32 protein-coding genes are annotated in these 24,759 nt (G+C 66.5%); 4 read left to right on the top strand and 28 right to left on the bottom strand.

Annotation, left to right across the window (positions count from 1 at the left end; genetic code table 11):
- Positions 1 to 29: 29 nt before the first annotated feature.
- From rplR to rpsL, 22 genes are all read right to left on the bottom strand, one after another.
- Positions 30 to 446 (bottom strand): 50S ribosomal protein L18, encoded by a 417-nt coding sequence (gene rplR, locus UA74_RS03010; protein ID WP_404799960.1) that lies wholly within the window; start codon positions 444 to 446, stop codon positions 30 to 32.
- Positions 443 to 982: a 50S ribosomal protein L6 gene (gene rplF, locus UA74_RS03005; RefSeq protein ID WP_075738704.1), complete on the bottom strand. Its 540-nt coding sequence runs from the start codon at positions 980 to 982 to the stop codon at positions 443 to 445. The genes rplR and rplF overlap by 4 nt, the downstream gene beginning before the upstream one ends.
- A 16-nt stretch (positions 983 to 998) precedes the next feature.
- Positions 999 to 1,397 carry a 30S ribosomal protein S8 gene (gene rpsH, locus UA74_RS03000; RefSeq protein ID WP_069846406.1) on the bottom strand — a complete coding sequence of 133 codons (399 nt, stop codon included), beginning with the start codon at positions 1,395 to 1,397 and terminating at the stop codon, positions 999 to 1,001.
- A gap of 110 nt (positions 1,398 to 1,507) precedes the next feature.
- Positions 1,508 to 1,693 (bottom strand): type Z 30S ribosomal protein S14, encoded by a 186-nt coding sequence (locus tag UA74_RS02995; protein ID WP_075738702.1) that lies wholly within the window; start codon positions 1,691 to 1,693, stop codon positions 1,508 to 1,510.
- 21 nt (positions 1,694 to 1,714) lie between these two features.
- On the bottom strand, positions 1,715 to 2,290 hold the full coding sequence (gene rplE / locus UA74_RS02990) for a 50S ribosomal protein L5 (RefSeq protein WP_075738700.1): 576 nt from the start codon (positions 2,288 to 2,290) through the stop codon (positions 1,715 to 1,717).
- A gap of 2 nt (positions 2,291 to 2,292) precedes the next feature.
- Entirely contained in the window at positions 2,293 to 2,607 is a 315-nt protein-coding gene (rplX, locus tag UA74_RS02985) for a 50S ribosomal protein L24 (RefSeq protein WP_075738698.1), read from the bottom strand.
- Entirely contained in the window at positions 2,607 to 2,975 is a 369-nt protein-coding gene (gene rplN / locus UA74_RS02980) for a 50S ribosomal protein L14 (RefSeq protein WP_075738696.1), read from the bottom strand. The genes rplX and rplN overlap by 1 nt, the downstream gene beginning before the upstream one ends.
- 178 nt (positions 2,976 to 3,153) lie before the next feature.
- Positions 3,154 to 3,432, bottom strand: a complete 279-nt coding sequence (rpsQ, locus tag UA74_RS02975) for a 30S ribosomal protein S17 (protein WP_075738694.1) — start codon at positions 3,430 to 3,432, stop codon at positions 3,154 to 3,156.
- A complete protein-coding gene (gene rpmC / locus UA74_RS02970) occupies positions 3,429 to 3,683 on the bottom strand; it encodes a 50S ribosomal protein L29 (protein WP_069846398.1) in 255 nt (84 codons plus the stop codon). The genes rpsQ and rpmC overlap by 4 nt, the downstream gene beginning before the upstream one ends.
- Complete coding sequence (gene rplP / locus UA74_RS02965; protein WP_075738692.1) at positions 3,683 to 4,102, bottom strand: 50S ribosomal protein L16; 420 nt, start codon at positions 4,100 to 4,102, stop codon at positions 3,683 to 3,685. The genes rpmC and rplP overlap by 1 nt, the downstream gene beginning before the upstream one ends.
- Positions 4,103 to 4,105: 3 nt before the next feature.
- On the bottom strand, positions 4,106 to 4,948 hold the full coding sequence (gene rpsC / locus UA74_RS02960; RefSeq protein ID WP_075738690.1) for a 30S ribosomal protein S3: 843 nt from the start codon (positions 4,946 to 4,948) through the stop codon (positions 4,106 to 4,108).
- Positions 4,948 to 5,379, bottom strand: a complete 432-nt coding sequence (gene rplV, locus UA74_RS02955) for a 50S ribosomal protein L22 (protein WP_075738688.1) — start codon at positions 5,377 to 5,379, stop codon at positions 4,948 to 4,950. Before rplV ends, rpsC begins: the two co-directional genes overlap by 1 nt.
- 52 nt (positions 5,380 to 5,431) lie before the next feature.
- The gene (gene rpsS, locus UA74_RS02950) at positions 5,432 to 5,713 is read right to left on the bottom strand and encodes a 30S ribosomal protein S19 (RefSeq protein ID WP_069846391.1); all 282 of its coding nucleotides are present in this window, start codon (positions 5,711 to 5,713) and stop codon (positions 5,432 to 5,434) included.
- Positions 5,714 to 5,731: 18 nt separating this feature from the next.
- A complete protein-coding gene (rplB, locus tag UA74_RS02945) occupies positions 5,732 to 6,565 on the bottom strand; it encodes a 50S ribosomal protein L2 (protein WP_075738686.1) in 834 nt (277 codons plus the stop codon).
- Between the two features lie 45 nt (positions 6,566 to 6,610).
- Positions 6,611 to 6,910 carry a 50S ribosomal protein L23 gene (gene rplW / locus UA74_RS02940; protein ID WP_075738684.1) on the bottom strand — a complete coding sequence of 100 codons (300 nt, stop codon included), beginning with the start codon at positions 6,908 to 6,910 and terminating at the stop codon, positions 6,611 to 6,613.
- Entirely contained in the window at positions 6,907 to 7,617 is a 711-nt protein-coding gene (rplD, locus tag UA74_RS02935; protein WP_075738683.1) for a 50S ribosomal protein L4, read from the bottom strand. The genes rplW and rplD overlap by 4 nt, the downstream gene beginning before the upstream one ends.
- Entirely contained in the window at positions 7,617 to 8,267 is a 651-nt protein-coding gene (gene rplC / locus UA74_RS02930; protein ID WP_075738681.1) for a 50S ribosomal protein L3, read from the bottom strand. Before rplC ends, rplD begins: the two co-directional genes overlap by 1 nt.
- 34 nt (positions 8,268 to 8,301) lie before the next feature.
- Complete coding sequence (gene rpsJ, locus UA74_RS02925; protein WP_016698486.1) at positions 8,302 to 8,607, bottom strand: 30S ribosomal protein S10; 306 nt, start codon at positions 8,605 to 8,607, stop codon at positions 8,302 to 8,304.
- Positions 8,608 to 9,078: 471 nt separating this feature from the next.
- The gene (gene tuf, locus UA74_RS02920; protein ID WP_075738679.1) at positions 9,079 to 10,272 is read right to left on the bottom strand and encodes an elongation factor Tu; all 1,194 of its coding nucleotides are present in this window, start codon (positions 10,270 to 10,272) and stop codon (positions 9,079 to 9,081) included.
- Positions 10,273 to 10,502: 230 nt separating this feature from the next.
- The gene (fusA, locus tag UA74_RS02915) at positions 10,503 to 12,602 is read right to left on the bottom strand and encodes an elongation factor G (protein ID WP_075738677.1); all 2,100 of its coding nucleotides are present in this window, start codon (positions 12,600 to 12,602) and stop codon (positions 10,503 to 10,505) included.
- A gap of 142 nt (positions 12,603 to 12,744) precedes the next feature.
- Positions 12,745 to 13,215 (bottom strand): 30S ribosomal protein S7, encoded by a 471-nt coding sequence (rpsG, locus tag UA74_RS02910; RefSeq protein ID WP_075738675.1) that lies wholly within the window; start codon positions 13,213 to 13,215, stop codon positions 12,745 to 12,747.
- Between the two features lie 2 nt (positions 13,216 to 13,217).
- On the bottom strand, positions 13,218 to 13,592 hold the full coding sequence (gene rpsL, locus UA74_RS02905; protein WP_025361387.1) for a 30S ribosomal protein S12: 375 nt from the start codon (positions 13,590 to 13,592) through the stop codon (positions 13,218 to 13,220).
- A gap of 408 nt (positions 13,593 to 14,000) precedes the next feature.
- On the opposite strand from rpsL, the gene UA74_RS02900 reads away from it, so the two are divergent.
- Positions 14,001 to 14,378, top strand: a complete 378-nt coding sequence (locus tag UA74_RS02900; RefSeq protein WP_075738673.1) for a hypothetical protein — start codon at positions 14,001 to 14,003, stop codon at positions 14,376 to 14,378.
- A 200-nt stretch (positions 14,379 to 14,578) separates the two neighbouring features.
- On the opposite strand, the gene UA74_RS02895 is transcribed toward UA74_RS02900, so the two are convergent.
- From UA74_RS02895 to UA74_RS02885, 3 genes are all read right to left on the bottom strand, one after another.
- A complete protein-coding gene (locus UA74_RS02895) occupies positions 14,579 to 14,806 on the bottom strand; it encodes a hypothetical protein (RefSeq protein ID WP_075738671.1) in 228 nt (75 codons plus the stop codon).
- 304 nt (positions 14,807 to 15,110) lie between these two features.
- Positions 15,111 to 15,716, bottom strand: coding sequence for a response regulator transcription factor (locus UA74_RS02890; RefSeq protein WP_075738669.1), 606 nt, complete (start codon positions 15,714 to 15,716; stop codon positions 15,111 to 15,113).
- A complete protein-coding gene (locus UA74_RS02885; protein WP_075738667.1) occupies positions 15,713 to 16,891 on the bottom strand; it encodes a sensor histidine kinase in 1,179 nt (392 codons plus the stop codon). The genes UA74_RS02890 and UA74_RS02885 overlap by 4 nt, the downstream gene beginning before the upstream one ends.
- A 145-nt stretch (positions 16,892 to 17,036) precedes the next feature.
- On the opposite strand from UA74_RS02885, the gene UA74_RS02880 reads away from it, so the two are divergent.
- From UA74_RS02880 to UA74_RS02870, 3 genes are read left to right on the top strand one after another with little or no spacing between them, the layout of a single operon-like run.
- Positions 17,037 to 18,008 carry an ABC transporter ATP-binding protein gene (locus UA74_RS02880; RefSeq protein WP_083682881.1) on the top strand — a complete coding sequence of 324 codons (972 nt, stop codon included), beginning with the start codon at positions 17,037 to 17,039 and terminating at the stop codon, positions 18,006 to 18,008.
- Between the two features lie 32 nt (positions 18,009 to 18,040).
- Positions 18,041 to 18,799, top strand: a complete 759-nt coding sequence (locus UA74_RS31435) for a hypothetical protein (RefSeq protein ID WP_075763774.1) — start codon at positions 18,041 to 18,043, stop codon at positions 18,797 to 18,799.
- A 43-nt stretch (positions 18,800 to 18,842) separates the two neighbouring features.
- Complete coding sequence (locus tag UA74_RS02870; protein WP_075738661.1) at positions 18,843 to 19,076, top strand: hypothetical protein; 234 nt, start codon at positions 18,843 to 18,845, stop codon at positions 19,074 to 19,076.
- A 91-nt stretch (positions 19,077 to 19,167) separates the two neighbouring features.
- Here the strand turns inward: UA74_RS02870 and UA74_RS02865 are convergent, their stop codons facing one another.
- The 3 genes from UA74_RS02865 to UA74_RS02855 all read right to left on the bottom strand — a co-directional run bounded on the left by UA74_RS02865 (position 19,168) and on the right by UA74_RS02855 (position 24,714).
- Positions 19,168 to 19,416 carry a DUF397 domain-containing protein gene (locus UA74_RS02865; protein WP_232237608.1) on the bottom strand — a complete coding sequence of 83 codons (249 nt, stop codon included), beginning with the start codon at positions 19,414 to 19,416 and terminating at the stop codon, positions 19,168 to 19,170.
- A gap of 13 nt (positions 19,417 to 19,429) precedes the next feature.
- Entirely contained in the window at positions 19,430 to 20,290 is an 861-nt protein-coding gene (locus UA74_RS02860) for a Scr1 family TA system antitoxin-like transcriptional regulator (protein ID WP_075738659.1), read from the bottom strand.
- 512 nt (positions 20,291 to 20,802) lie between these two features.
- On the bottom strand, positions 20,803 to 24,714 hold the full coding sequence (locus tag UA74_RS02855) for a DNA-directed RNA polymerase subunit beta' (RefSeq protein WP_075738657.1): 3,912 nt from the start codon (positions 24,712 to 24,714) through the stop codon (positions 20,803 to 20,805).
- Positions 24,715 to 24,759 lie beyond the last annotated feature (45 nt).

The following is a 24,759-nucleotide window of genomic DNA, read 5'->3' as shown; positions in this document are numbered from 1 at the left end:
CTCGTTCTGCTTGATCTTCTGCATGTCTCTCAGAACTCCAGCCCCGCCTCGCGCGCCGCGTCGGCGAGTGCGGCCACCCGACCGTGGTACTCGTAGCCGCCGCGGTCGAAGACGACCCCTTGGATGCCCGCGCCCTTGGCCCGGTCCGCGACCAACGCGCCGACCTTGGCCGCACGGGCCTTCTTGTCGCCGTCCAGTCCTCGGACGTCGGCCTCCAGGCTCGACGCAGAGGCCAGCGTGACGCCCGCGAGGTCGTCGATCACCTGGGCGACGATGTGCCGCGAGGACCGAGTGACGACCAGACGAGGACGCTCAGCAGAGCCCGCGACCTTCTTCCGGATACGGAAGTGCCTGCGTGCCCTGGCCACCCGACGCACCGTGGAGACGTCCTTGCCGACAGGCTTGCGCTTGGCAGCGGTGGTTGCAGTGGTCTCGCTCATGCTCACTTACCCGTCTTTCCGACCTTGCGGCGGATGACCTCACCCGCGTACCGCACACCCTTGCCCTTATACGGGTCAGGCTTGCGCAGCTTGCGAATGTTGGCCGCAACCTCGCCAACCCGCTGCTTGTCGATGCCCTGGACGGAGAACCGAGTCGGGTTCTCCACCACGAAGCTGATGCCCTCCGGAGGCGTGATCTTCACCGGGTGGCTGTAGCCGAGGGCGAACTCGAGTTCGCCGCCCTTGAGCGCGACGCGGTAACCCACGCCGTGGATCTCGAGCTTCTTCTCGTAGCCCTGGCTGACCCCGGTGATCAGGTTGGCCACCAGCGTGCGGCTCAACCCGTGCAGCGAACGACTCTTCCGCTCGTCGTCCGGACGCTTCACCACAACCGCGCCGTCCTCCGACCGCTCAGCGGTGATCGGCTCGGCAAGGGTGTGGGACAGGGTGCCCTTGGGCCCCTTGACCGTCACCATGCGGCCGTCGAGGGTGACCTCGACGCCGGAGGGCACGGTTACCGGCAGTTTTCCGATGCGCGACATTCCGATACCCCCTTTCTCACCAGACGTAGGCGAGGACTTCCCCGCCCACTCCCTGCTTGCCCGCCTGCCGATCGGTCACGAGACCGCCGGAGGAGGAGATGATCGCCACTCCGAGACCGCCCAGCACCTTGGGCAGGTTGGTCGACTTGGCGTAAACCCGAAGACCGGGCTTGGACACGCGCCGCAGACCCGCGATGCTGCGCTCGCGGTTCGGGCCGTACTTCAGCTCGACGACCAGGTTCTGGCACTTCTCACCCTGCTCGACGCGATGCCCCGAGATGTAGCCCTCACGCTTGAGGATCTCGGCGATGTTCGCCTTGAGCTTGGAGTGCGGCAACACGACCTCGTCGTGGTATGCCGAGTTCGCGTTACGCAGACGAGTCAGGAAGTCTGCGATCGGGTCGGTCATGGTCATGGTGACCTGGTCAACCTTTCTCGCCCTGGTTCCCAGCCGATCGGCTGGGCCTGGAGCGAACTGGGATGGTCAGTGTGCCGGTAGGTCGTCACGCCGCTGGGGCGTGCCGATCACCAGCTGGACTTGCGAACGCCCGGCAGCTCGCCTGCGTGCGCCATCTCGCGAAGGCACACCCGGCAGAGGCCGAACTTACGGAACACGGCGTGCGGGCGACCGCAGCGCTGGCAACGGGTGTACGCCCGCACCGCGAACTTCGGCTTCCGCGCCGCCTTGGCGACCAGCGACTTCTTAGCCATCGGCTCTCCTCGTCCTTGTCCTCATCGTCCGCTGTCAGCGGACTTGAAGGGAAAACCGAGGTGCCGCAGCAGCGCCCGCCCCTCCTCGTCGTTGATCGCGGTGGTGACGATCGTGATGTCCATGCCCCTGGGGCGATCGATCGAGTCGGGGTCGATCTCGTGGAACATCGACTGCTCGCTCAACCCGAAGGTGTAGTTGCCGTTGCCGTCGAACTGGCGGTCCGACAGGCCGCGGAAGTCACGGATACGCGGCAGCGCGATGGTCAGCAGCCGGTCCAGGAACTCCCACATGCGGTCGCCGCGCAGCGTCGCCCTGGCGCCGATCGGCATGCCCTCACGCAGCTTGAACTGCGCGATCGACTTACGCGCGCGCCGCACCTCGGGACGCTGACCGGTGATGGTGGCCAGATCGCGGATCGCGGGCTCGATCAGCTTGCCGTCCCTGGCCGCGTCGCCGACGCCCATGTTCACGACGACCTTGACGACGCCCGGGACCTGCATCACGTTCGAGTAGTCGTACTCCTCGCGCAACGCACCGACGATCTCCTCGCGGTACCGGAGCTTGAGCCGGGGGACGATCTTCTCAGCAGTCGTCATGATCAGATGTCCTTACCGTTGCGGCGCGAGATGCGAATCCGGCGCCCGTCCTCATCCGTCCGGTAGCCGACCCTGGTCGGGGTACCGTCCGAGTCCACCACCTGAACGTTGCTGACGTGGATCGGCGCTTCCTGGGTCACGATGCCACCAGACTGCGCGCCACGCTGAGTGCGGCTGATCTTGGTGTGCTTCTTGATCCGGTTGACGCCCTCGACGAGGACCTTCGACGTCTGCGGGTAGGCCTGGATGACCTTGCCCTTGGCGCCCTTGTCCTTGCCTGCGATGATCACGACAGTGTCGCCCTTGTGCACCTTCATCAGAGCACCTCCGGCGCCAACGAGATGATCTTCATGAACCTCTTGTCACGCAGTTCGCGACCCACCGGGCCGAAGATGCGCGTGCCGCGCGGCTCGTTGTCCGCCTTGATGATCACCGCGGCGTTCTCGTCGAACCGGATGTAGGAACCGTCCGGACGACGGCGCTCCTTCACGGTGCGCACGATGACGGCCTTGATCACGTCACCACGCTTCACGTTGGCGCCCGGGATCGCTTCCTTCACGGTCGCGACGATGATGTCGCCGATGCCCGCGTACCGCCGCCCCGAGCCGCCCAACACCCGGATGCACAAGATCTCCTTGGCTCCGGTGTTGTCAGCGACGCGGAGCCGCGACTCCTGCTGAATCACGTCAACTCCTGACCTGCGTATTGCCCGCCGGATTTCCGACCCGACGGGCGCGGTCGTCTCTAGTAGTGCCTCTTGGTCGGTCTGAGACCTCTGACAGTCTCGGACCAGGCGCCGACGCCGCACCTTACTGACAGGCACGGCTTCGGCAGGAGACCACCCTGCCGAAGCGCCGCGATTCCTACCTGGCCTTCTCGAGGATCTCGACGATGCGCCAGCGCTTGGTCGCCGACAGCGGTCGAGTCTCCATGAGCAGGACCCGGTCGCCCACGCCTGCGGCGTTCTGCTCGTCGTGCACCTTGACCTTGGTGGTGCTCCGCAGAACCTTGCCGTACAGGGAGTGCTTCTTACGGTCCTCAAGCTGCACGACGACCGTCTTGTCCATCTTGTCCGAGACGACGTAACCCTCGCGAACCTTGCGGTTGTTCCGCGTCTCGGTCTTCTGCTCGTTCTCGCTCATGCCGCACCTTCACTCGTGGTCGCGTCCGCCTGGTCCGGCGAGACGGACAAGCCCAGCTCGCGCTCACGCATCACGGTGTAGATCCTGGCGATGTCATGCCGCACGACGCGCAGCCGACGGTTGTTCTCCAGCTGTCCGGTCGCCATCTGGAAGCGGAGGTTGAACAGCTCCTCCTTGGCCTCCCGAAGACGCTGAACGAGCTCGCTCTCGGTGAGCTCACGCAGCTCGGCTGCGGTGCTGACCGCTGCCATCAGAACTCACCACCCTCACGTGTGACGATGCGGCACTTCATCGGAAGCTTGTGAATCGCGCGCAGCAACGCCTCGCGAGCGACCGTCTCGTTCGGGTAAGTCATCTCGAACAGCACCCGGCCGGGCTTCACATTGGAGATCCACTGCTCCGGCGAACCCTTACCGGAACCCATCCGGGTCTCGGCAGGCTTCTTGGTCAGCGGGCGGTCCGGGAAGATGTTGATCCAGACCTTGCCACCACGACGGATGTGCCGGTTGATGGCGATACGAGCGGACTCGATCTGCCTGTTGGTGACGTAAGCGGGCTCCAGAGCCTGGATCCCGAACTCACCGAAGGTGACCCGCGTCCCGCCCTTGGCTGCGCCGCTCCGGTCGGGGCGGTGCTGCTTACGGAACTTGACCTTACGCGGGATGAGCACTTCTCAGCCCTCCGTCTTCTCGCCGGCGGACGGCGAAGTCGCGACCGCCGTCTTCTCCGCCGTCTCGGCCGCAGCCCGTCCGGCCTCGGTGCCTGCCGCGGTCGTCCCGGACGCACCGGAGCGACGACGGTTGGGCCGGTCCGGGCGGTCCGCCCGATCCGAACGGTCCCGGCGAGGTGCCCGAGCCTCGGCAGCCGCAGCCTCGCGAGCCTTCAGGCCGCCGACCAGCTCACCCTTGTAGATCCAGACCTTCACGCCGATACGGCCGAAGGTCGTCTTGGCCTCGAAGAAGCCGTAGTCGATGTCCGCACGCAGCGTGTGCAGCGGAACCCGACCCTCGCGGTAGAACTCCGAGCGCGACATCTCCGCACCGCCGAGGCGGCCGCTCACCTGCACCCGAATGCCCTTGACCTGCGGCGAGCGCATCGACGACTGCATCGCCTTACGCATCGCGCGCCGGAAGGACACCCGGTTGGAGAGCTGCTCGGCGACGTTCTGCGCCACGAGCTGCGAATCGGACTCGGAACCCTTGACCTCAAGGATGTTGAGCTGGATCTGCTTCTTGGTCAGCTTCTCCAGCTCACCGCGGATGCGGTCGGCCTCCGCGCCGCGGCGGCCGATCACGATGCCGGGCCGTGCGGTGTGGATGTCGACGCGGACCCGGTCTCGGGTGCGCTCGATCTCCACCTTGGAGATGCCTGCCCGCTCCATGCCCTTGGAGAGCATTCGGCGGATCTTGACGTCCTCCGACACATACTCGGCGTACTGCTTGTCGGCGTACCAGCGGGACTTCCAGTCGGTGGTGATCCCCAGCCGGAAGCCGTGCGGGTTGATTTTCTGACCCACTACCGGGCACTTCCCTTCACGCTGGACTTGCGAGTCCGGCCCGTGGCCTGCGGCCGGGACTCGACCTCGACGGTGATGTGGCTGGTCCGCTTACGGACCCGGTACGCGCGGCCCTGAGCCCGCGGCCGGATGCGCTTCAGCGTCGGCCCCTCGTCCACGTAGATGCTGCTGATCCAGAGCGTCTCCGGATCGAGGTCGAGGTTGTTCTCGGCGTTGGCGATGGCGCTCGCAAGCACCTTCTCGACCGGCTCGCTGGCAGACTGCGGCGCGAACCGGAGCACGGCCAGGGCCTCCTGAGCGTGACGGCCCCTGACGAGATCGACCACGCGGCGCACCTTCATCGGCGTGGCGCGGACATAGCGGGCCCGCGCCACGGCACGCGACGGCGTCTCTTCGCCTTCCGGCGCCACAGCGTCGTTTCGGGCGTTCATCGCTGTTTCCCCTTGCTCTTGCTAGTCCGTGAATCTCGCGTCGAAGCCCGCGTCAGCGGCGGCGAGACCTGCGGTCTTCCTTGACGTGACCTTTGAAGGTGCGGGTCGGGGCGAACTCGCCCAGCTTGTGACCCACCATCGCCTCGGACACGAACACCGGGACGTGCTTGCGACCGTCGTGCACGGCGAACGTGTGCCCGAGCATGTCCGGAATGATCGTCGAGCGCCGGGACCAGGTCTTGATCACCGTCTTCTTGCCGGACTCGTTCAGTACGTCCACCTTCTTGAGCAGGTGGTCGTCGACGAACGGGCCCTTCTTCAGGCTGCGTGGCATCCTTCACTCCCTCCCTGCTCAGCGCTTCTTGCCGGTGCGGCGTCGGCGGACGATGAGCTTGTCACTCGGCTTGTTACGACGCGTACGACCCTCGGGCTTACCAGCCGGGTTCACCGGGTGGCGACCACCGGAGGTCTTACCCTCACCACCACCGTGGGGGTGGTCGACCGGGTTCATGGCGACACCACGGACGGTCGGGCGCTTGCCCTTCCACCGCATCCGTCCCGCCTTGCCCCAGTTGATGTTGCCCTGCTCGGAGTTGCCGACCTCACCGATCGTGGCGCGACAACGCACGTCCACGTTGCGGATCTCACCGGACGGCATCCGGAGCTGGGCGTAGGGCCCGTCCTTGGCGACCAGCTGCACACTGGCACCCGCCGACCTGGCGATCTTGGCGCCGCCGCCGGGCCGAAGCTCGATGGCGTGCACCACGGTGCCGGTCGGGATGTTGCGCAGCGGCAGGTTGTTGCCCGGCTTGATGTCAGCCCGGGGACCGCTCTCGATCACGTCGCCCTGGCGCGTCTTCTCCGGGGCGATGATGTAGCGCTTCTCGCCGTCCGCGTAGTGCAGCAGCGCGATGCGGGCGGTGCGGTTCGGGTCGTACTCGATGTGCGCGACCTTGGCAGGCACGCCGTCCTTGTCCAACCGACGGAAGTCGATCAGACGGTAGGCGCGCTTGTGGCCACCACCCTTGTGCCGGGTCGTGATCTTTCCGTGCGCGTTACGACCACCGCGGCCGTGCAGCGGACGGACCAGCGACTTCTCCGGCGTCGACCGAGTGATCTCGGCGAAGTCGGCCACGCTGGCACCACGACGACCCGGTGTCGTCGGCTTGTACTTGCGGATGCCCATGTCTGTGCAGTCCTCAGTCGTTCAGTCCGGTTCGGTCCGGCCGCGTCACGCGGACGGCCCGCCGAAGATCTCGATCGGCTTGCTCTCCGGGTGCAAGGTCACGATCGCCCGCTTGGTGTCCTTGCGCTTGCCGTACCCGGTGCGGGTGCGCTTGCGCTTACCCTGACGGTTGAGCGTGTTCACGCTCGCGACCTTCACGCCGAAGACCTGCTCGACGGCGATCTTGATCTGCGTCTTGTTGGCGTCCGGAACCACCACGAAGGTGTACTTCTTCTCCTCGAGAAGGCCGTAGCTCTTCTCGGAGACGACCGGAGCAACCAAGATGTCGCGAGGGTCGGGGATCACTTCCCAGCCTCCCCATCTGAGTCGGACTCGGTAGCGTCGGCGCTCGCGCCGGACCGAGCGGTGGCCTTGCCAGACCGCCGGGCCGAGCCGGAGAGGAAGCTCTCCAGAGCCGCCTTCGTGAACACCAGGTCGTCGTTGACCAGCACGTCGTACGTGTTGAGCTGGTCGGGAGCGATCAGGTGCACGTCGGAAAGGTTGCGCAGGCTCTGCCAGCCCAGGACGTCCTCACGGTGCAGGACGACCAGCACGCGGCGGGCCTCGGTGATCGTGCGCAGCGCCTGACGAGCGAACTTCGTCGAGGGCTTCTCGCCGTCCACCAGCGAGGTGACCACGTGCAGCTGCCCCTCGCGGGCCCGGTCGGAGAGGGCACCGCGCAGAGCGGCGGCCTTCATCTTCTTGGGCGTCCGCTGGGAGTAGTCGCGCGGAGTCGGGCCGTGCACGACACCACCGCCGACGAACTGCGGCGCACGAACCGAACCCTGACGGGCGCGGCCGGTGCCCTTCTGGCGGTACGGCTTACGCCCACCGCCGCGAACCTCGCCGCGGGTCTTCGTGTCGTGCGTGCCCTGCCGAGCCGCCGCCTGCTGCGCGACCACGACCTGGTGCATCAGGGCCATGTTCGCCTGGACGTCGAAGACGTCGGCGGGCAGCTCGATGCTGCCGTCGGCCTTGCCGTCCGGGGTCTTGATCTCAACATTCGCGCTCATCAGACACCGCCCTTAGCAGCGCTCTTGACCAGCACGAGGCCGCCCTTCGGGCCGGGAACCGCACCCTTGAGCAGGATGAGTCCCGCCTCGAGGTCGACCCGGTGCACGGTCAGGTTCTGCGTGGTGACCCGCACGTTGCCCATGCGTCCGGCCATCCGGACGCCCTTGAAGACGCGACCGGGAGTGGCGCAGCCGCCGATGGAGCCGGGCGAGCGGTGCTTGCGCTGAGTACCGTGGCTGGCGCTCAGACCCGCGAAGCCGTGTCGCTTCATGACACCGGCGGTGCCCTTGCCCTTGCTCGTGGCCACGACGTCGACCAGCGTGCCCTGATCGAACACGTCGGCCGTCACCTCCTGGCCGACCTCGTACTCACCGGCGTTGCTGCTGCGCAGCTCCACCAGGTGCCTGCGAGGGGTCACCTTCGCCTTGCTGAAGTGGCCGGTCTCGGGCTTGTTGACCTTACGAGGGTCAATGGCGCCGTATGCCAGCTGGACGGCCGAGTAGCCGTCCTTCTCGTCGGTCCGGATCTGGGTGACCACGTTCGGATCGGCCTTGACGACCGTGACCGGTACGATCCGGTTGTTCTCGTCGAAGACCTGGGACATACCAAGTTTGGTGCCCAGGATCCCCTTGATCTGCTTGTCAGACATGGGTCTCGTTATCTCCGCCGCTCTAGCGCCCGAATCACTGAATGTTGACGTCGACACTGGCCGGCAGGTCGATGCGCATCAGCGCGTCCACCGTCTTCGGCGACGGGTCGAGAATGTCGATCAGACGCTTGTGCGTGCGCATCTCGAAGTGCTCGCGCGAATCCTTGTACTTGTGCGGCGAGCGGATGACGCAGTACACGTTCTTCTCGGTGGGCAGCGGCACAGGTCCGACGACCCGAGCGCCGGTGCGCGTCACGGTCTCGACGATCTTGCGCGCGGACGCGTCGATCGCCTCGTGGTCGTAGGCCTTGAGCCGGATGCGGATCTTCTGTCCCGCCATAGTGGCTTGCCGTTCCTCTAATCTCGTGCCGCTTCTGACTAACACGCTGCGGTTGCCTCGCGTTGATCCCGACCTGGATCCTCCCGGCCCGTGCTGCTCCCCTGCGTAAGGAGACACCCTATTCAGGAAAAAACACTGCCAGTCGTCACCGTCACCCGGTCCACGCGGTCGGGCGTGTCGCGCCCGATGCTCAGACCGATGCCTGTGACGTCATCGGTGGTGTGGATCTCTCGACCCCCTGCACCCCGCAGGGTCCGCTGATGGACCTGCGTTCGTGCAGCCCCGGCCGACACCGATCTCGAGTCGATCCTCAAGGCTGCGGACGCGGGGCGCTCGCGCCGAGGCTGTCGGTTCGCAATGCTTCACCGACAGCCTCCGACGAGCAACCCTTACAGGATGCCATACCCCGAGGTAGGCCTCCAAATCGGGGGTGGGGAGGGCCCCTGGATCAGGAGCCCTCCCCACGGTGAGTCACTTGTTGATCTTGGTGACGCGACCCGCGCCGACGGTGCGACCGCCCTCACGAATCGCCAGACGCAGACCCTCGTCCATCGCGATGGGCTGGATCAGCTCCACCGAGATCGCGGTGTTGTCGCCGGGCATGACCATCTCGGTGCCCTCGGGCAGCGTGACCACGCCGGTCACGTCCGTCGTCCGGAAGTAGAACTGGGGACGGTAGTTGTTGAAGAACGGCGTGTGACGGCCACCCTCGTCCTTCGAGAGGATGTAGACCTCGGCCTCGAAGCTGGTGTGCGGGGTGTTGGAGCCCGGCTTCGTGACGACCATGCCGCGCTCGACCTGCTCGCGCTTGATGCCGCGGAGCAGCAGAGCGGCGTTGTCGCCAGCCTGGCCCTCATCGAGGAACTTGTTGAACATCTCGATGCTGGTGACGGTCGTCTTCAGGGACTTCTCCTTGATGCCGACGACCTCCACCTCCTCGTTCACCTTGACGATGCCGCGCTCGATACGACCGGTGACCACGGTGCCACGACCGGTGATGGTGAAGACGTCCTCCACCGGCATCAGGAACGCCTTGTCGACCTCGCGCTCCGGCTCCGGGATGTTCTCGTCGACCGCGTCCATCAGCTCGAGGAGCTTCGCGCTCCACTCGGCGTCGCCCTCCAGCGCCTTGAGCGCGGAGACGCGCACGACCGGGAGGTCGTCGCCGGGGAACTCCTGAGCCGACAGCAGCTCACGGACCTCCATCTCGACGAGCTCGAAGATCTCCTCGTCGTCCACCATGTCGGCCTTGTTCAGGGCCACCACGATGTAGGGAACGCCGACCTGACGGGCCAGCAGCACGTGCTCACGCGTCTGCGGCATCGGGCCGTCGGTGGCGGCGACCACGAGGATCGCACCGTCCATCTGCGCCGCACCCGTGATCATGTTCTTCACGTAGTCGGCGTGGCCGGGGCAGTCGACGTGCGCGTAGTGACGCTTCTCCGTCTGGTACTCGATGTGCGCGATGGAGATCGTGATGCCGCGCTGCTTCTCCTCGGGCGCCTTGTCGATCGAGTCGAAGGCCATCAGAGGGTTGAGGTCCGGGAACTTGTCGTGCAGGACCTTGGAGATCGCCGCGGTCAGCGTGGTCTTGCCATGGTCGATGTGACCGATGGTGCCGATGTTGACGTGCGGCTTCGTCCGCTCGAACTTCGCCTTCGCCACTGGTTTGTCCTCCTGGACTTAATCTTTCCGCCGCACGGACTGTTGTATGTGCTCGACGGTTTCGATTTTCGCCGCCCATACGAGGCGGCCGATGACATTTCCCCCTCGGAGGGCTCCGGAGCCCGACGGGCACCGGAGCACTTACCGCTGGATTTGCGTCGGCTGGTCGAGCCGCTCACCCGCAGCCGAGCCGAGGAGAACTCCTCGGCAGGCCGCGTTACAGGTGAGACTCACTCACCGGTCGCCTTCGCGATGATCTCCTTTGCGACGTTCGTCGGAACCTCGGCGTAGGAGTCGAACTGCATCGAGTAGTTCGCCCGACCCTGCGTCTTGGAACGCAGGTCGCCGACATACCCGAACATCTCCGACAGAGGAACGAGCGCCTTGACGACGCGCGCACCACTGCGCTCCTCCATGGCCTGGATGTGGCCACGGCGGGAGTTCAGGTCGCCGATGACGTCGCCCATGTAATCCTCAGGGGTCGTCACCTCGACAGCCATCATGGGCTCGAGCAGTGCCGGGGAGGCCTTGCGAGCGGCTTCCTTCATCGCCATCGAACCGGCGATCTTGAACGCCATCTCGGAGGAGTCCACCTCGTGGTAGGCGCCGTCCAGCAGGGTGAACTTCAGCCCCACCAGCGGGTAGCCCGCCAACACTCCGTACTGCATCGCGTCCTGGGCGCCCGCGTCGACCGACGGAATGTACTCCCTCGGCACCCGGCCACCGCTGACCTTGTTCTCGAACTCGTAGAGCGCACCGTCGGTGCTCTCCAACGGTTCCAGCTTCACGATCACTCGAGCGAACTGGCCAGAGCCACCCGTCTGCTTCTTGTGGGTGTACTCGACCTTCTCGATCGTCTTGCGAATCGTCTCCCGGTAGGCCACCTGCGGCTTACCGATGTTCGCCTCGACCTTGTAGTCGCTCTTCATCCGGTTGACCAGCACCTCGAGGTGCAGCTCGCCCATACCGGCGATGATGGTCTGACCGGTCTCCTCGTCAAGCTTGACCTGGAACGTCGGGTCTTCCTCGGCGAGCTTCTGGATCGCCGTACCCAGCTTCTCCTGGTCACTCTTGGTCTTGGGCTCGATCGCCACCTGGATGACCGGCTCCGGGAAGCTCATCGACTCGAGGACGATGGGCTTCTGCGGGTCGGCGAGCGTGTCACCGGTGGTGGTCTCCTTGAGACCGATCACCGCGTAGATGTGACCCGCCTGCGCGTCCTCGACCGGGTTCTCCTTGTTGGAGTGCATCTGGAAGAGCTTCCCGATGCGCTCCTTCCGGTCCTTGGTGGCGTTCACGAGCTGCGTGCCGGAGCTGACCTTGCCCGAGTAGACCCGGATGTAGGTCAGCTTCCCGAAGAACGGGTGCGCGGCGATCTTGAATGCCAGGGCGGAGAAGGGCTCGTCGACGTTGGGCTGCCGAGTGGCGGGAGTCTCGCCGTCGAGCAGCAGACCCTCCATCGGCGGCACGTCCAGCGGCGAGGGCAGGTAGTCGATGACCGCGTCGAGCATGGGCTGAACGCCCTTGTTCTTGAACGCGGAGCCACAGAGCACCGGGTAGGCCTCACGAGCGATCGTGATCTTGCGGATGCCCGCCTTGATCTGCTCCAGCGACAACTCGCCACCGCCGAGGTAGAGCTCCATGAGCTCCTCGTCGGTCTCGGCCACGGCCTCGACGAGCTTCTCCCGGTACTCGGCGGCCTTCTCGGCCAGATCCGCCGGGATCTCCTCGACGGTGTAGTCCTCGCCCTTCTGAACGTCGCCACGCCAGGTCAGCGCGCGCATGTTCACCAGGTCGACGACACCCGCGAAGTCGTTCTCAGCACCGATGGGCAGCTGGATGACGAGCGGGCGGGCACCGAGGCGCTCCTCGATGGTGCGCACGGTGAAGTAGAAGTCCGCACCGAGCTTGTCCATCTTGTTGACGAAGCAGACTCGCGGAACCTCGTACTTGTCCGCCTGCCGCCAGACCTGCTCGGACTGCGGCTCGACGCCTTCCTTGCCATCGAACACCGCGACCGCGCCGTCGAGCACGCGCAACGACCGTTCCACCTCGACGGTGAAGTCGACGTGCCCGGGAGTGTCGATGATGTTGATCTGGTGGTCTGCCCAGAAGGTGGTGGTGGCAGCCGAGGTGATGGTGATACCCCGCTTCTGCTCCTCCTCCATCCAGTCCATCGTCGCCGCGCCGTCGTGCACCTCGCCGATCTTGTAGTTGATCCCCGTGTAGAAGAGGATCCGCTCGGTCGTGGTGGTCTTGCCCGCGTCGATGTGGGCCATGATCCCGATGTTGCGGACCTTGGCCAGGTCAGTCAGCACGTCGCGTGCCACGAGAGTCTTCCCCGTTCCTGATCAGCTTTGTCTAGCTGTCTCTAGGGGTGGCCGAAGGCCCGACAACAGCAGGCCTCGAATCGGATGTCCGATCCGAGGCGGAGCCGTGACCGACGAAGTCGATCGTGTCGGGCATCCTCGATCACCAGCGGTAATGCGCGAAGGCCTTGTTCGACTCGGCCATCTTGTGGGTGTCTTCGCGGCGCTTCACACTCGCCCCGAGTCCGTTGCTCGCGTCCAGCAGCTCGTTCGTCAGGCGCTCGACCATCGTCTTCTCACGACGCTGACGGGCGAAGCCGACCAGCCACCGCAGAGCCAGCGTGGTGGAGCGGCTCGCCCGCACCTCCACCGGCACCTGGTAGGTCGCGCCACCGACACGGCGGCTGCGCACCTCCAGGGCGGGCTTGACGTTGTCGAGCGCGCGCTTGAGCGTGACGACCGGGTCGGTGCCGGTCTTCTCGCGACTGCCCTCCAGGGCCTCGTACACGATCTTCTCAGCCACTGAACGCTTGCCGTCGACCAGCACCTTGTTGATGAGCTGGGTCACCAGCGGCGAGGCGTACACCGGGTCGGAGATAAGCGGCCGCTTGGGGGCCGGTCCCTTGCGGGGCATGGTTAGCTCTTCTCCTTCTTCGCACCGTACCGGCTGCGGGCCTGCTTGCGGTTCTTCACGCCCTGCGTGTCAAGAGAGCCACGGATGATCTTGTAACGAACACCGGGCAGGTCCTTAACACGGCCGCCACGAACGAGCACCATCGAGTGCTCCTGCAGGTTGTGGCCCTCACCGGGGATGTAGGCCGTCACCTCGATGCCGCTGGTCAGCTTGACACGCGCGACCTTGCGCAGCGCCGAGTTGGGCTTCTTAGGGGTGGTCGTGTAGACGCGGGTGCACACACCGCGCCGCTGCGGGCTCCCCTTGAGCGCCGCGGTCTTGGTCTTCGCGACCTTGTCCTGGCGGCCCTTGCGGACCAGCTGCTGGATCGTGGGCATGGACCGGCTACTTCTTCCGTTCGCTACGTAAAGATGCTCCTTTGAGCACCTCAGGCTATATCCGACCCTTGCGGGTCGTGTCTGGAGTCACGCGGCTGTCCCCCGTAACCCGAGGTCGGGCGTGTCGCCCGCTTCCACGCCCACAGGCGTGAAACCCTCGGCCAACCCGGAAGACTTCCACCGTCCTGTGGTTACGGAGGCGATGAGCCAACGATCACAGGCACACAGACCAGCCCAACACAAGTCGGGCCCAGGCAGCAAAGATACCCGCACCCGCTGGGACGGGTCAAAACGGGGTGGGTCACCCGCAGTGTCAGGCACCTGTGGATCAGCCTACGCCGAAGTCAGGACCGAAGTCAGGGCAGAACTCAGGCGCGCACGAGCACGTCCCCGTGCCAGGCTGAGCAGATGAGCGCGGAGAAGGACATCTGGAACATCGAGCTGAGCGACGAACTGCTGCGGAGTCTCGACCAGCTCTCCCCACAGCGACGGCACGAGGCCATGGATCACTTCAACCGAGGACGCGCCGCGATGGCCGCAGCCCGCGACGCGCTGGTGGCGTCGGCCGGGGAGATGGAGCGCATGGTGGAGCACCTCCGGCCCATGCTCGTCGCGGCCGAGACTGAGGACCGTCGGGAGGCCGTCCTGGACATGATGATGTGCGCCCAGCTGTCGGCCGAGGCGGCGCTGGCCCTAGCCCGCGCAGACCGGAAGGCCTCCGCAGAACACCAGCGGTCTGTCGAGGAACACGTCCAGCGGCTCCGTGACCGCATGGACCGCCCTTGAGTCGCCGGTCGCCTCTGCGTAGGCCGTGACGTCCGGCGTCGGCCCGGCCCGCTGGGCCTTCTCGCCACGGGCCTCCCGTCGGAGCTCCCACCGGTGCCGGACTGCCCAGGGGCGAATGCACTCGACCGGTTGGTCTCTGTCGAGATCCCGCGCAGGAGTGATCCGGTGCCCGCCCGGCCGCCGCCTGCGTTTCTCGGTTCTCACCCGGCAGGCTGCTCCAGTCGCCTCCGCAACGACGCCATCGACTCCCGATACTCGTCGGCCCGCGCGGTCAGCAGCTCGACGAGACGTTCGCCCACCTCGAGCGCCTCGACCATCGCCTGGCGATCAGGGTCCGGCTCGGCTCCCGCCTCGCCCGCCTGCACAAGCAGGTCCGAGTATGCCGAGATCAGACTCTGTGCTTCCTCGCCGAAGGTCAGTTCGCTCATCCCCCCACCATGCCGGCCAACACACCTCGGGGCTGAACACGACGTCGTCGCGCACGGCGGCGGATTCCGACGACCCGCCACCGGACCGCCGAGGTCGGGCTCGGCTGTCGAGCCGCGCAGGCGATGGAGTTCGGCGACACGGCTCTCCGCCGAGCTGCCCGAGAAGCACCAGGCGCACGGCGCTGCGGCAGTCCGGCACTGCGGCATTACCGGGCTCCGCTACCGCCGGACTGCCGAACTCGGCGCCCGAGCCTGCCCGAGGAGCACCAGGACCGCGACGACAGTCGAGGCGCGGGCCCGTTGATCAGATCCAGCCGTGATCACGGGCGATACGAGCGGCCTCGGTTCGGGTCCGAGCCGCCAGTTTGCTCATCGCGGAGGAGAGATAGTTGCGGACCGTCCCGGAGGACAGGTGGACCAGCCGGGCGATGTCGGCGGCCGTCCGGGAATCCGTGACCATCGCCAGCATCTCGCGCTCGCGATCGGTCAGCGGGCAGGGCGATTCGGCCAGCGCCTCCGCGGCCATGGACTCGTCGACGTAGCGTCTGCCGGAATGCACCCTCCTGATCGCATCCGCGAGCTGCGAGACGGGCACGTTCTTCGGCAGGAATCCCCGTGCGCCTGCGGCAAGCGCGCGCCGCAGCACACCGGGTCGCGCATGCCGGGTGAGGATCATGCACTGGATTCCGCTCGCCGAGGCCATCACACGTTCGACCACGTCCGGGCCCTGAAGTCCGGGCATCTCGACGTCCAGCACGACGATGTCGGGAACCAGCTCCAAGACCAGTGCCACCGCAGCCGCCCCGTCCGACGCCTGCCCGACCACGTCGAGATCCGACTCCAGGGCGAGCAGCGCGGCCACCGCGTCCCTCGTCAGCCGCTCGTCGTCGACCAGCACCACGCGGATCATCGCGCACCCCGCAGGGACACACCGGGCAACGAGGCCTCGACCCGGAATGTGCCCGGCTCGGTGCCCGGCCCGGCGGCCACGGTGCCGCCGTGTTCGGCCAGCCTTCTGGCTAGTCCGGCGAGTCCCGTGCCCTCGGTCTTCTCGTCGTGGTGATCGGCCACGCCGTCGTTGATCACGATCATCGAGGCGTGTCCTCGCCTGTCGGCGAGGTGGATCTGACAGTGGGCGGGTTCGGCGTGTCGCAGCAGGTTCGTCGCCGACTCACGGAGGACCCGGCCGAAGAGCTGACGGGTCAACTGGTCGAAGTCGGTGGCCTCGCCCCGGATGTCGCAGTGGATGCCCGCCGAGCTCAGCAGAGCCTGAACGCTGCTGAGCTCGACGACCAGGTCCGTCTCCTGTCGATCTCGGACGAGACCGCGAACCTCCTGCAACGACGTCCTGGCCAGGCGTTGCACCTCGGCCATCTCGCTTCTGGCCCGCTCCGGGTCGACGGTCCCGAGCCGGGTCGCCAGCTCGGCCTTGAGCGCTACCACTTCCAGGGTGTGCCCCAGCATGTCGTGCAGATCCTCCGAGAGACGAAGTCGCTCGCGTTGCGCGCCGACCTCCGTCGAGTTTCGTCGCGCGATGTCCAGCTCCATCGTCGAACGCCAGGTGCTCAGTGAACTCGGCTCGCTGTAGACCATTCCGCTGACCAGGAACAGCACCAGCCCGCCGATGAGGGCCAGCCGCCCGGGATCGGCAGGATCCTGCAGCCAGGCGAGGAGCACCGCGCACGCGCCTGCCAGGCAGCCGAAGACGGCGACGAAGATGCGGACGATCCGGATGGGGCGGCCGATCGCCAGATCCGCGACCGCGAATCCGATGATGACGAACCACAGCCAGCCGACATCGGATTGACCACTGCCCAGCAGCGCGAGAAGCACCGCCAGCCCCAGCAGCGGAACCGTCACCCGCAGGTCCACCGGCGTCGCGGGTGCGCGCAGGCCGGATCGCAGGCAGTACCAGTGCAGCGGCATGAACAGCACCGAACCGAGGATCAGCACGACGCCGACGGGCCCGCTCGCACCTCGGAACAGGATCATCACCACCGGCAGCATGGCGGCCGTGGCGGCCGAGCTGACGATGGCGACTGCCGTTCGACGACGCAGCACCTCGATCGGCGGAGTTGCGGTCATGCACTCACCGTAATGAACGATCCGGGACGTGCCGTGGCTTCACCGAAGCTCATGACAACTGTCATACGGATTGCTGACAAGTGTCATGGGTTTTTCATGACACTTGCCACTACCAGCGACGACTTCCGCAGGCGACGCTCGACGCATGACATCGATGACGCACTCCGCCCCCGGCGGCCGCGCCGCGGACCGAACACGAGCCCCCGGCTCGGACTCCGGGGCGGCGGTCGAACTGGCCGGTCTGACGTTCCGTTACGACGACTTCACCGCCGTCGACCGACTCGACCTCGATGTGCGGATCGGCGAGGTCTTCGCCCTGCTCGGAACGAACGGCGCAGGCAAGACGACCACGCTCGAACTGATCGAGGGTTTCCGCCGCCCCGCCGAGGGAACGATTCGGGTGCTCGGGCTCGACCCCTGCCGTGATCGCCGCGCGCTGGCTGCTCGGACGGGGATCCTCCTCCAGGAGGCCGGGCTGATCAACGAGCTGACGACCGTCGAGACCCTGCGGATGTGGGCCGGGCTGAGCAGCAGGGACGACGACGTCGACGCTGTGCTCGCCCTCGTGGAGCTGGACGCGAGGCGAGACGTCGCCGTGGAGCGGCTCTCCGGCGGTGAGCGCCGCAGGTTGGACTTCGCCCTAGCCGTCTGGGGCAGGCCTTCGCTGATCATCCTCGACGAACCGAGCACCGGCCTCGACCCGGAGTCCCGACAACGGCTCTGGGCGACGGTGCGTGACCTGCGCGACGCGGGCTGCACAGTGCTGCTGACCACCCATTACCTGGCCGAGGCCGAGAGCCTGGCCGATCGAGTGGCGATCATGCACCAGGGGCGAGTGCACCTGCAGGGCTCGGTTCCCGAGTTGCTGGCCCGACATCCGTCCCGCATCGCCGCGACCATGCCCTCCGTCTGGACGGCCGCTCTGCCCGCGTTCAAGGGCCGCGTCCAACTCGTCGCCGAGGACGAGCAGACCCGGCTCTGGGTCGAGACCAGCACGCTGCAAGCCGATCTGACGGCCCTGCTGGCCTGGGCCGCCGACCACGACGTCGCCTTGTCCGGTCTCACCGCGGTCAACGCGTCCTTGGAGGAGATCTTCCTCCAGATCAGTACCCAGTGACCCGTTCGATCACCCCGAGGAAGGAAGATCAGATGTCCAGCACCGCCCTGTTGGTCGGACGGTTCAGCATCGTCGAGCTTCGGCTGCTGTTCCGACGGCCGCTGATCGCCATGACCACCATCCTCGTCCCGCTGGGACTCGGATTCCTCACCTGGCTACAGGCTCCCGCTCCGACCGACCCACGATGGGGCGCGGTCCTCGGCGAGCGATTCCTGATGCTGCTCATCCTCTCGGTCTATCTGGTGAGCACCATCGTGGTGACCGCGCGCAGGCAGGCGCTGGTCCTCAAGCGGCTCCGCACCAGTGAGCTGACCGACACCGGGGTGCTCGCGGGCATCCTGGCGCCCATCGCACTGGTCGCGCTCGGGCAGGCGGCCGTGCTCTTCGCCATCTGTCTACTCGCGGGCGCACCGCTGCCCGCTCAGCCGTTAACCGTGATCGCGGGCGTCGTGGCCGGCATCGGCCTGACAGTGTTGGCAGGACTGGCGACAGCGACGCTGACCCGCACGGTGGAGCTGGCCCAGCTCACCACCGGACCGCTGCTGATCGCGGCGCTGGCAGGCATGTACCTGCGCCTGTCCTCAGATCCGAATCTGGTCCTCCTCGGGCTGGCGATGCCGTTGACCGGACCGCTGGAGCTGGTCTCCGCCGGGTGGGCAGGCAGCTCGCTGCTGGTCGTTCCCGAAGGTCTGCCCGACGTCGAACTGGTCGCGGTCGGCGGGACCGCCCTGTGGGTCGCGCTCTTCGGCGTGGTGATCCACAAGGCCTTCCGCTGGGAGCCGCGGTCATGACCTCGTCGTACGTCAGCCGCCCAAGCTGGAGAGGAGCAAGCGAATGAACAGACTCTTCGCGGAACTCGTCATGGGTCGTCTCGCCGAGTCGATCGGCCGTGAGGTCGTCATCGGGCTCATCACGGTTGCGGTGATCGGAGCGTCGGCCGCCTTCTACTTCGTCGACCGGCCGCTGTTACGAATCGTGCTGCCGATCGCGGCGGTGCTGTATTCGACGGTGCGTATCGTCCTGGTGTCCGTCCGGGTTCGGCGCTGTTCCACTCGGCGTGACCAGTAGGGGAGCCCGTACTCGGTGCCTGCCGCTGCCCGGCGATCGACGGTGATCGGGGACTCCGCGCGGCGCTGCGCGGGCCCGCCCCGATAGGCGACTAGCGACTCAACCGCCCGTCCTTCACTGCGGTCAGCAGGCCGGCGAAGGCCGACAGCGACACCCGAAGCACCACGTCGTGCGAGGAGCCGAACTCGACCTTGCTGTCGCGAAGGCCGACCACGTCGGTCAGCCGCGCGACCTCGACACAGTTGTTGCCGTTCTCACCGCTGTAACTGGACGTACGGAAGTCGAACCGAGAGAACTCAGTCGGCTTGGCTTTCATGTCCTGGGCTCCATAGCTGGTCATGGGTGACGGCCTCTCAACAGTACTCATCCGCCACCACCCGCAGAAATTCGCGGGAGTCGTCGAAGCTCAGTGCCGCGCCTGCCAATCGGGCCCAGGCAGTGTCCAATATCGTCACCGTCCGCTTGTCGTCCAGGTACCGCAGTTCTGCCTCGTTCTCGGTGTAGGCGAACTCCAAGGGACCGGCGACACCCGGAGAGGGGATTCGCAGGAGCACGAAGCCGTCACGGATCGAGGCACTCTGCACCCTGGTCTTGAAGGGCAGCACCTGGAGACGAACGTTGGGCAGCGTCGACAGGGCGATCATGTAGTCGATCTGTTCACGCATCACCTCGGGCGGGCCGTACTGCCGCCGCAGCGCCGACTCCGAGATCACGAACGCCGCCTGCGGGGGCTCCGGCTTGTGGTAGATCGCCTGTCTCGCCAGCCTCGCCTGAACCCGGTCGTCGAGATCGGGTCCGGTGTGCGCGTAGGAGTAGAGCGCGCGGGTGAACGCCTCACACTGCAGCAGACCCGGCGGCACCTCGCACTCGACGGTGCGAATCAGGTCGCAGTGCTCCTCCAGATCCACCAGTGTCCGGAAGTCCTCGTTGTAGAGACTGCGAATGCCGGTCCATCTGCCCCGTTGGTGATTGCCTCGGCGTAACTCCAGCAGGGCGCTGATGTGCTGCTCCTCGGTCACCCCCAGCCCGCCGAGCAGCAGTCGCAGGTCGCCGGGCGTGATACTCGCCTGGCCGGACTCCAGGGCGGTGAACTGGCTCTGTCGCTTCTCAATCAACGCGGCGGCCTCGCTCTGGGACAGCCCTGCCCGATCTCGCAGGTAGGCGATCTCGCGGCCGAGCAACAGCTTCTTTGCGGTTGGCGTGACCTTCGCCATCGGAGTCGCCTCTTTCTTGACGAGTGAACTGACGACCTAATCTTCTCCGGTCCGCGCCCGTATTCAAGCAAGATCAGTCGCAGAAGCGTCGACCGTGCTTCCGGTTACCGGAAGGATCGCCGGTGTCCCGTCGCGCCCGATGTCCACCAGCCCTGCGGCGATGGCCCGCTGACGTCGAGAAAGACGGAACTGCCTGCGCCCGACGCGTGGGCTCGCCTCGTCCGGCTGCCGCCTCGGACTGGGGCTGACGGCGTGTCATCGCCGCCGTCACATCGGCCGCCGTCGACCGTCGCCTGCGTCCGACGTCGTGCAGCCCGGATCGGCTCGGCAGCCTGTCCGCCGCGCAACCACGCAGGTATGCAGGCAGACACGAGCGACGATCCGGCCGTAGGCACAGCTGTCCGGGCCGTGGCGACCGGGCCGCCGGGCGCGCAGGTGCCCGAACGTCGCTCTTACACAGGCCGAGGGCCCCGAGGCATTGCCTCGGGGCCCTCGGATGAAGCGTACGAACCTCAGCGGAAGTCGCGGCCGAAGTCATAGTCGTCCAGCGGCACTGCCGCACCGGTGCCGGTGCCGAACACGTCCGGGGTGTAGTAGCCGTCGTCGTAGGACGGGATCGCATACGCTGCGGCCCGCGCCTCCTCGGTCGGCTGCACCTGGATGTGCCGGTAGCGGTTGATGCCCGTGCCTGCCGGGATCAACTTACCGATGATCACGTTCTCCTTCAGGCCGACCAGCTTGTCACTCTTGCCGTTGATCGCGGCATCGGTGAGCACCCTGGTCGTCTCCTGGAAGGAGGCCGCCGACAGCCACGACTCGGTGGCCAGCGACGCCTTCGTGATGCCCATCAGGACCGGGCGACCCGAGGCAGGCTCGCCGCCCTGCGCCACCACTCGACGGTTGGCAGCCTCGAACACGCTGCGCTCGGCCCAGGAGGCGGGCAGGAACTCCGTGGAGCCCGAGTCGATGACCGTGACCCGTCGGAGCATCTGCCGGACGATGACCTCGATGTGCTTGTCGTGGATCGACACGCTCTGCGTCCGGTACACCTTCTGCACCTCGCGCACCAGGTGAAGCTGAGCCTCCCTGGGGCCCATGACCCGGAGCACCTCGTGGGGGTCGACCGCACCTTCCAGCAGCTGCTGGCCGACCGTCACGCGGTCGCCGTCCTGAATCGGCCGCTCGCTGTCGTCCACCTTGATGGTGGCCAGCCACTGCCGCCGGGACAGCTTGTCGTGAACGATCTCCTCGCTGCCGTCGTCCGGAATGATCGTGATCTTCCGGAAGCGCTCGCCCTCCTCCATCTGGATTCGGCCGTCGACCTCGGAGATCGGCGCCTTGCCCTTGGGGATGCGGGCCTCGAAGAGCTCCTGCACACGAGGCAGACCGGTGGTGATGTCGTCACCGGCGACGCCACCCTGGTGGAACGTACGCATCGTGAGCTGCGTGCCGGGCTCACCGATCGACTGTGCGGCGACGATGCCCACTGCCTCGCCGATGTCGACCAGCTTGCCGGTCGCCATCGAACGGCCGTAGCAGACCGCGCACACCCCGACGGCCGACTCGCAGGTCAGCACGCTCCGCACCTTCAGCTTCGACACGCCAGCGGTGAGCAGGGTCTCGATCGCCGAGTCGCCGAGGTCCGAACCACGTGCGAGAAGCACGTTGCCGTCCTCGTCGGTGACGTCCTCCGCAGAGCTACGCGAGTAGACGCTGGTCTCGACGTGGACGTCCCAGACGAGCTTGCCGTCGGGGCCACTCTCGCCGATCGGCATGATGATGCCGCGCTCGGTGCCGCAGTCCGTCTCGCGGATGATGACGTCCTGCGAGACGTCCACCAGACGCCGGGTCAGGTAACCCGAGTCGGCGGTACGAATCGCGGTGTCGGCGAGTCCCTTTCGGGTGCCGTGCGTGGAGATGAAGTACTCCAGCACCGACAGGCCCTCACGGAAGTTCGCCTTGATCGGCCGAGGGATGTACTCGCCCTTGGTGTTGGACACCACGCCACGCATACCGGCCAGCTGCACGACCTGCGTCATGTTGCCCGCGGCACCGGACTTCACGATCGTGGGGATCGGGTTGTCCTCGGGGAAGTTCTTCTCCATCGCCTCGGCGACTTCGTCCTTCGCCCGCTGCCAGACCTTGACCAGCTCGCTGTTGCGTTCCGTGTAGGAGAGCGCGCCACGCTGGTAGCGCTTCTCGATACGGCTGGCCTCCAGCTCGTACTTGTCGAGGATGTCCTGCTTGTCCGCAGGAACCACCACGTCCGAGATGGCGATCGTGATGCCGGAGCGGGTGGCCCAGTGGAAGCCCGCGTCCTTGAGCTTGTCCAGCGTCTGCGCCACGACGACCATCGGGTAGCGCTCCGCGAGGTCGTTCACGATCGCGGCCTGCTTCTTCTTCGGAAGCAGCTCGTCGATGAACGGGTAGTCGGCGGGCAGCAGGTCGTTGAACAGCACCCGCCCGAGCGTGGTCTCGGCCAGCCACGCCTTGCCCGGCTCCCAGTCCTCTGGCTCCTGCCCACGCGGCGGGACCCGGTCGGTGACGCGGATCTTCGCCTTGGCGTGCAGCGAGAGGGCACCCCGGTCGTAGGCCATGATCGCCTCGGACGGCGAGGAGTACGCGTGGCCTTCGCCCGGTGCTCCCTCACGGACCTTGGTGAGGAAGTAGATGCCGGTGACCATGTCCAGTCGCGGCATGGCCAGCGGACGACCCGACGCGGGCGACAGGATGTTGTTGCTCGACAACATCAGGATGCGAGCCTCGGCCTGCGCCTCCGCCGACAGCGGCAGGTGCACGGCCATCTGGTCACCGTCGAAGTCGGCGTTGAACGCCTCACAGACCAGCGGGTGAAGCTGGATCGCCTTGCCCTCGACGAGCTGCGGCTCGAAGGCCTGGATGCCCAGCCGGTGCAGCGTCGGCGCACGGTTCAGCAGCACCGGGTGCTCGGTGATGACCTCTTCGAGGACGTCCCACACCTGGCCGCGCTGCCGCTCGACCATCCGCTTGGCCGACTTGATGTTCTGAGCGTGGTTCAGGTCGACCAGCCGCTTCATCACGAACGGCTTGAACAGCTCCAAGGCCATCTGCTTGGGCAGACCACACTGGTGCAGCTTCAGCTGCGGGCCGACCACGATGACCGAACGGCCCGAGTAGTCGACGCGCTTGCCGAGGAGGTTCTGGCGGAATCGACCCTGCTTGCCCTTGAGCAGGTCGGACAGCGACTTCAACGGCCGGTTGCCAGGGCCGGTGACGGGGCGACCACGGCGGCCGTTGTCGAACAGCGCGTCGACGGCCTCCTGGAGCATCCGCTTCTCATTGTTGACGATGATCTCGGGGGCACCGAGGTCGATCAGTCGCTTGAGACGGTTGTTCCGGTTGATCACCCGGCGGTACAGGTCGTTCAGGTCGGACGTGGCGAACCGGCCGCCGTCGAGCTGAACCATCGGACGCAGGTCCGGCGGGATCACCGGGGTGCAGTCGAGGACCATGCCCTGCGGGCTGTTGCCGGTGGCCAAGAAGGCCGCCACGACCTTGAGCCGCTTCAGCGCCCTGAGCTTCTTCTGCCCCTTGCCGTTGCGGATCGTGTCCCGAAGGATCTCCGCCTCGCGGCCGATGTCGAAGGTGCCCAGCAGCGACTGGATCGCCTCCGCGCCCATGCCGCCGGTGAAGTAGTCGCCGTACCGGTCGTAGAGCTCGCGGTAGATCAGCTCGTCGGGCACGAGCTGCTTGGGCTCCAGCTTGGTGAAGGTCGTCCAGATCTCGTCGAGCCGGTCCAGCTCTCGCTGAGTGCGGTCGCGGAGCTGGCGCATCTCCCGCTCGCCGCCCTCCTTGACCTTGCGGCGGACGTCGCTCTTGGCGCCCTCCGCCTCCAGCTCGGCGAGGTCGGCCTCGAGCTTCTGCGCCCGAGCCTCGATGTCGGCGTCGCGCTTCTCCTCGACCCGCTTGCGCTCCACGCCGAACTCGTTCTCCAGCGTGGGAAGGTCGTTGTGACGCAGGTCGGTGTTCACCGAGGTGATCACGTACGCCGCGAAGTAGATGATCTTCTCGAGATCCTTGGGCGCCAGGTCGAGCAGGTAGCCCAGCCGGCTCGGCACGCCCTTGAAGTACCAGATGTGCGTGACGGGGGCGGCCAGCTCGATGTGCCCCATGCGCTCACGACGGACCCTGGAACGGGTCACCTCGACGCCGCATCGCTCACAGACGATGCCCTTGAATCGGACGCGCTTGTACTTGCCGCAGTAGCACTCCCAGTCCCGCATGGGACCGAAGATCTTCTCGCAGAAGAGCCCGTCCTTCTCCGGCTTGAGCGTGCGGTAGTTGATGGTCTCGGGCTTCTTGACCTCGCCGTAGGACCACTGACGAATGTCGTCTGCCGTGGCCAGGCCGATACGGAGTTCATCGAAGAAGTTGACGTCCAGCACGCCGGTTCTTCTCCCCTGATAGTTGGTTCAGATCCTTGACGGACC

The sequence above is a fragment of the Actinoalloteichus fjordicus genome, from assembly GCF_001941625.1.
GTDB classification, from domain to species: Bacteria; Actinomycetota; Actinomycetes; order Mycobacteriales; family Pseudonocardiaceae; genus Actinoalloteichus_A; species Actinoalloteichus_A fjordicus.
Note: the sequence above shows the minus strand (reverse complement) of the source record. Positions and strands in the feature narration are given on the sequence as shown.